This window comes from Candidatus Palibaumannia cicadellinicola (assembly GCF_002855795.1).
GTDB lineage: Bacteria > Pseudomonadota > Gammaproteobacteria > Enterobacterales > Enterobacteriaceae > Baumannia > Baumannia cicadellinicola_C.
The window spans coordinates 1-2,723 of sequence record NZ_NJPO01000115.1 but is presented as its reverse complement, the minus strand read 5'-3'; the positions used below and the strand labels follow the sequence as shown (position 1 = coordinate 2,723).

At 40.7% G+C, this 2,723-nt stretch carries 2 protein-coding genes; both read right to left on the bottom strand.

The genetic code is table 11. The annotated features are described in order from the left end of the window. Nucleotides 1-3: 3 nt before the first annotated feature. Nucleotides 4-1,944, bottom strand: a complete 1,941-nt coding sequence (gene ftsH / locus CEX73_RS02230; protein ID WP_260081251.1) for an ATP-dependent zinc metalloprotease FtsH — start codon at nucleotides 1,942-1,944, stop codon at nucleotides 4-6. 49 nt (nucleotides 1,945-1,993) lie between these two features. Further along, nucleotides 1,994-2,623, bottom strand: a complete 630-nt coding sequence (gene rlmE, locus CEX73_RS02225; RefSeq protein WP_101626971.1) for a 23S rRNA (uridine(2552)-2'-O)-methyltransferase RlmE — start codon at nucleotides 2,621-2,623, stop codon at nucleotides 1,994-1,996. Nucleotides 2,624-2,723: the final 100 nt, after the last annotated feature.

Genomic DNA, 2,723 nt, shown 5'->3' with positions numbered 1-2,723 from the left:
ATATCACATAGTATTGTATTGCCGAGATTCTGTACTAGATCGTTTTCTACCTGGAACAGAGTTCATGGCATACCCGCTCATACTCATGCTCATGTCATTGCTACTACTATCAAAATGATCATCCCAACCTGCAGGTGGTCGTACAGACGATTTACGTGCCATTAAATCATCAATCTGCGGTGCATCAATAGTTTCATATTTCATCAGCGCATCTTTCATAGCATGTAAGATATCCATATTGTCTATTAATAACATTCTGGTGCGTAGATAGTTACGCTCAATTAACAACTTAACTTCTTGGTCAATGATGCGTGCCGTTTCATCTGACATATGTTTAGCTTTCGCTACGGAACGACCCAGGAACACTTCACCCTCTTCTTCAGCATATAAAAGCGGGCCTAATTTATCTGAAAATCCCCACTGAGTGACCATATTACGAGCAATAGAAGTAGCTACTTTGATATCGTTAGATGCCCCAGTAGAAACTCTAGCTGAGCCATAAATGATTTCTTCTGCTAGTCGTCCACCGTATAGAGTAGAAATTTGGCTTTCTAGCTTTTGACGGCTAGAGCTAATAGCATCTCCTTCCGGTAAAAAAAAGGTCACTCCGAGAGCGAGACCCCGTGGGATAATAGTCACTTTATGCACCGGATCATGGTCTGGCACTAAACGACCAATAATAGCATGTCCTGCTTCATGATAAGCGGTAGACTCTTTCTGTGCTTCGGTCATCACCATAGAACGGCGTTCGGCACCCATCATAATTTTGTCCTTGGCTTTTTCAAATTCGATCATTGAGACAACGTGTTTGCTGCAGCGGGCGGCAAAAAGTGCCGCTTCGTTTACTAGGTTAGCTAAATCTGCTCCGGAGAAACCTGGTGTACCGCGGGCAATAACTGAAGCGTCCATATCTGCTGCTAGCGGAACACGGCGCATATGTACCTTAAGAATCTGTTCACGACCACGTACATCCGGTAACCCAACCACTACCTGTCGATCGAAACGTCCGGGTCGCAGCAACGCTGGATCTAATACGTCCGGCCGGTTGGTAGCAGCGATAATGATAATACCTTCATTGCCTTCAAAACCGTCCATTTCTACTAGCATTTGGTTTAAGGTTTGTTCGCGTTCATCATGACCCCCGCCTAAGCCAGCTCCACGCTGCCGACCTACTGCGTCTATTTCATCTATAAAGATAATACATGGTGCAGCTTTTTTAGCTTGCTCAAACATATCACGTACACGCGATGCGCCTACACCTACAAACATTTCTACAAAATCAGAACCAGAGATAGTAAAGAATGGTACTTTAGCCTCTCCAGCGATTGCTTTAGCTAGTAAGGTTTTCCCTGTACCGGGGGGTCCAACCATTAAAACTCCCTGAGGAATTTTACCTCCTAGCTTTTGAAAACGACTAGGTTCTCGTAGGTAATCTACCAGCTCGCTAACTTCTTCTTTAGCTTCGTCACAACCAGCAACATCGGCAAAAGTAGTTTTTATTTGATCTTCTGTTAGCATACGCGCTTTGCTTTTACCAAAAGAAATTGCTCCTTTACCGCCTCCCTGCATTTGCCGCATAAAAAATACCCAGACTCCAATGAGTAATAGCATTGGAAACCAAGATATAAATATTGACGCTAGCAAACTAGGTTCTTCAGGTGGTTCGCCAACTACTTTAACATTTTTGGTTAACAGAATATCTAGCAATTTAGGGTCATTAACTGGAATAAAAGTAGTATAGTGGTGACTGTCTTTTTTGATCACGGTAATCTCACGACCATTAATACGTGCTTCCCTAACTTGGTCTTGATTTAATTCTGACATAAAAGTTGAATAATCCACTTTACGTTCATTTGATTCGCTGGGCCCAAAGCTCTGGAATAACGACATCAGCACTATTGCGATGATTAACCAAAGAATTAGGTTCTTCGCCATGTCACTCAAGGGATTAACCTCATATTAAAACAACATGAACCATTTGCATAATATGGTATTATATTTTACGCCCCTTCGCTAGAAGGTATACTTCGCGAGAATGAGACCGCGAAGCATCTGGTTTCATAATTTTTACGTTAGTAAATAAGGAGCGAATGTTCTGTAGATATTCATTAAATCCATCTCCCTGAAATATTTTTACTACAAAACTACCACCTGGTATTAAAATATCTCGACATATTTTTAATGCATGCTCTACTAAATACATAGACTTTGGAATATCTATCGTTGGCATACCACTAATATTAGGAGCCATATCTGATAAAATAACCTGGACTTTTTTGTCTCCTACTAATTTAAGGATCATTTGTAATACTTGTGGATCACAAAAGTCCCCTTTTAAAAAGTCTACTCCTAATAATGGAGGCATGGAAAGAATATCACAGGCAATTACACGTCCTTTTCTGCCTATTTGTGTAGCAGCATATTGCGACCAACCTCCAGGTGCAGCACCAAGATCTATCACTGTCATACATGGTTGAAACAGCTTATGGCTTTTTTGTATTTCATCCAGTTTAAACCAAGCACGAGAACGTAGTCCCTTTTTTTGTGCCTGTACTACATATTTATCTTTAAAGTGTTCTTGCAGCCAGCGGTGGGAGCTTGCTGAACGTTTTTGAGAAACCATATGAATTTGAGAAATTATTGTTAGATATACGAATTAATATAGTGAGTGAACAGTTAATATATTTGACAACTTAACTCATACGTATTACCTAAAGCAATGT

Coding starts and splice junctions, on each gene's coding strand:
- rlmE (WP_101626971.1), bottom strand. CDS start 2,623: ATGGTTTCTCAAAAACGTTCAGCAAGCTCCCACCGCTGGCTGCAAGAA.